Genomic DNA, 3003 nt, shown 5'->3' with positions numbered 1-3003 from the left:
CCGGCGCCGTCGTCATGGCCGGCGGCGCGCTGCCGCCGACCGAGTCGATCCTGCTCGCCGTCCTCTACAGCATCGGCGCGCACGGCATCATGACCTTGAACGACTTCAAGGCGATCGAGGGCGACACGCAGATGGGACTCAAATCGCTGCCGGTCGTCCTCGGCGTCCAGGGCGCCGCGCGCTGGGCCGCCGGCATCATGGCCCTGCCCCAGTTCGTCGTCGTCTGGCTGCTACACGCCTGGGACCGCCCCGTCCAGGCCGCCATCGTCGCCGCCGTCCTCGCCGTCCAGCTCGTCCTCATGGCCCGCTTCCTCAAGGACCCGGTCAAGAACGCCCTCTTCCTCTCCGCCTTCGGCGTCACCCTCTACGTCTCCGGAATGATGGCTGCCGCCATCGGCATCCGGTCGCTAGCAGCCGGCGGCTGAAAACCCATTCCCATCCAGAGCAAACCAAAAAAATGAATACGGAAACCTACGACGTCGTAGTCATCGGCGGTGGCCCGGCCGGTGCGACCGCGGCGAACGATCTGGCGAAGGCCGGGCGCAAGGTGCTGCTGCTCGAACGCGGCGGCCGCATCAAGCCCTGCGGTGGCGCCATCCCGCCGCAGGCCCTGAAGGAGTTCGACCTGCCGGAGGAAGTGCTCGTCGCCAAGGCGCGCGCGGCACGGATGATCGCGCCGAGCGGTCGCGCCGTCGACATGCCGATCCCGATCGGCTTCGTCGGCCTGGTCGATCGCAAGGACTTCGACGAGTGGCTGCGCCAGCGCGCCGCCGCCAGCGGTGCCGTGCTCAAGCAGGGCAACTACCTGAAGCTCAGCCGCGATGCCGACGGCACCGCCATCGTCCATTACCGCGAGACCGCGGCCGCCACCGCCGCCGAGGGTGATGTCGCCGGCAGCGACGGCCTCAACCCGAGCGAGGTCGCCGGGGGCCAGGCAGGCGTCGAGCGCCAGGTGCGCGCGCGCGCGATCATCGGCGCCGACGGCGCCAACTCGCAGGTCGCCAAGCACTGCGTCCCCGGCGCCGACAAGATGCGCTACGTGTTCGCCTACCACGAGATCGTGCGCACGCCCGAAGGCGTCGATGGCGAGCGCTGCGACGTCTACTACCAGGGGCGCGTCTCGCCCGACTTCTACGGCTGGGTGTTCCCGCACGGCGACACGATGAGCATCGGCGTCGGCAGCGAGATCAAGGGTTTTCCGCTGCGCCGCGCGACCGCCGACCTGCGCAAGATCGCCGGCCTCGGAGAGACCGAGACGCTGCGCTGCGAAGGCGCGCCGCTGCCGCTGAAGCCGCTGGCCAAGTGGGACAACGGCCGCGATGTGGTGCTGGCCGGCGATGCCGCCGGCTGCGTCGCCCCGGCTTCGGGTGAGGGCATCTATTACGCACTCGCCGGCGGCCGCTTTGCCGCCGAGGCCGTCGAGGCCCTCCTCGCCACCGGCAAGGCGACTTCGCTCGGCATCGCGCGGCGCAAGTTCATGAAGGCGCACGGTCGCGTCTTCTGGGCGCTCGGCCTGCTGCAGCGCTTCTGGTACACCTCGGACGCGCGTCGCGAGAAGTTCGTCAAGCTCTGCGCCGACCCGGACATCCAGGACCTGACCTGGGAGTCCTACCTGCACAAGCGTCTGGTGCGCAAGAAGCCGTTTGCACACGTGCGTGTCTTCCTGAAGGACGTCGCGCACCTGCTCGGCCTGGCGAAGGCCTGATCCGATGAACGCCCCTGCCCCTCACGCCGCATCGGCACACGACATCGCCGGGCGCATCGGCCCGAACTCGATCACGCGCATGGCCGAGGCGATCGACGCCGCCTGCGGGCGCGCGACGACCGAACGCATCTTCGCCGCCGCCGGTCTGTCGGCCTGCCTCAGCACCCCGCCGACCGAGATGGTCGACGAGGCTTGGGTGACGCGCCTGCACGCCGCCCTGCGCCACGAACTGCCGGCCGAACTTTGCGCACGCATCGGCCGCGACGCCGGGCGGCGGACCGGCGACTACCTGCTCGCCGTGCGCATCCCGAAACCGGCGCAGGCCATCCTGCGCGTGACGCCGGCACCGCTGGCGGCCAGGATCCTCGTCGCGGCGATCGGCAAGCACGCCTGGACCTTCGCCGGCAGCGGCGCCTTTTCGGTCCGTTTCGGTGCCGCGGAAGCGCCCTTGCTGCTCACCATCGCGCACGGCCCGATCTGTCGCGACGCGCACAGCGCGACGGCCGTCTGCGACTTCTACGCCGGCACCTTCGCGCGCATCTTCGGCGAACTGGTGCGACGGGGAACGACGGTCGAGGAGATCCGCTGCGAGGCCAAGGGCGACCCGGAGTGCGTGTTCGCGGTGCGCTGGTAACGCACCGACCGTAGCACACGCCAGGAGCACGACCGCGGCGTAGCCGGTCCTGCCGACCGGGATACGAGAAGGCCAGCCCTCGCGGGCTGGCCTTCTCGCTCAACATGAACGGTGGAAAAACTGCATGAAATATCGGCCGGCCTGATCTGCCGAAGCCGTCGCGATCAGCACTCCGTCATCGCGAGCCCGCAGGGCGTGGCGATCCAGTGCGTGGGGCTATCATCGCGTCGCCTACGGAAGACGGGGTAAGGGCGCAGAGATGGCGCTACGAACTGGATTGCCACGGCGCTACGCGCCTCGCAACGGCAGCGAAGAGCTGCGTTTCATGCTCAAGGCTGGCACGACTCACCATGATCGTTACGGCGGAACTACTGCTTAGATGCCTTGTGCCGGAGCCGCAGTTTGCTGCGCTGCCGGCTTCTTCAGCGACGGGTAGTCCTTCGCCAGGCTGACGCCGAACAAGGGCTTGTACACCCCGTTGTGGCAGGTCGCGCAATTCACCTTCGGCGCGTCGCCCTGCGGACCGAGACGGTTCGCCGGGAAGGTCTCGCGCAGCGGGTTCAGGTAGTTCACGTTCAGGTCACGTGCCAGACGGATACCGTGCCACGCCGTCACGCGCTGCGGCGTGCTCGCGTCCCACTCGGCAAACGCACGCGTGTTGTGG

The 3003-nt window shown here is 69.1% G+C and carries 4 protein-coding genes; 3 read left to right on the top strand and 1 reads right to left on the bottom strand.

The window, feature by feature from the left end:
* From CCR84_RS05130 to bchJ, 3 genes are all read left to right on the top strand, one after another.
* Positions 1-425 (top strand): UbiA family prenyltransferase (locus tag CCR84_RS05130; protein WP_201210297.1); only part of this gene is annotated, 425 nt, incomplete at its 5' end.
* A 32-nt stretch (positions 426-457) separates the two neighbouring features.
* Positions 458-1705 carry a geranylgeranyl reductase family protein gene (locus tag CCR84_RS05125; protein WP_201210296.1) on the top strand — a complete coding sequence of 416 codons (1248 nt, stop codon included), beginning with the start codon at positions 458-460 and terminating at the stop codon, positions 1703-1705.
* A 4-nt stretch (positions 1706-1709) separates the two neighbouring features.
* A complete protein-coding gene (gene bchJ / locus CCR84_RS05120; protein ID WP_201210295.1) occupies positions 1710-2339 on the top strand; it encodes a bacteriochlorophyll 4-vinyl reductase in 630 nt (209 codons plus the stop codon).
* A gap of 375 nt (positions 2340-2714) precedes the next feature.
* Here bchJ and CCR84_RS05115 read toward each other — a convergent pair.
* On the bottom strand, positions 2715-3003 hold a 289-nt coding region (locus CCR84_RS05115; RefSeq protein ID WP_201210294.1), incomplete at its 5' end, for a photosynthetic reaction center cytochrome c subunit family protein.

Origin of the sequence: Rhodocyclus purpureus, assembly GCF_016653115.1 — a bacterium.
Taxonomy (GTDB): Bacteria; Pseudomonadota; Gammaproteobacteria; order Burkholderiales; family Rhodocyclaceae; genus Rhodocyclus; species Rhodocyclus purpureus.
Note: the sequence above shows the minus strand (reverse complement) of the source record. Positions and strands in the feature narration are given on the sequence as shown.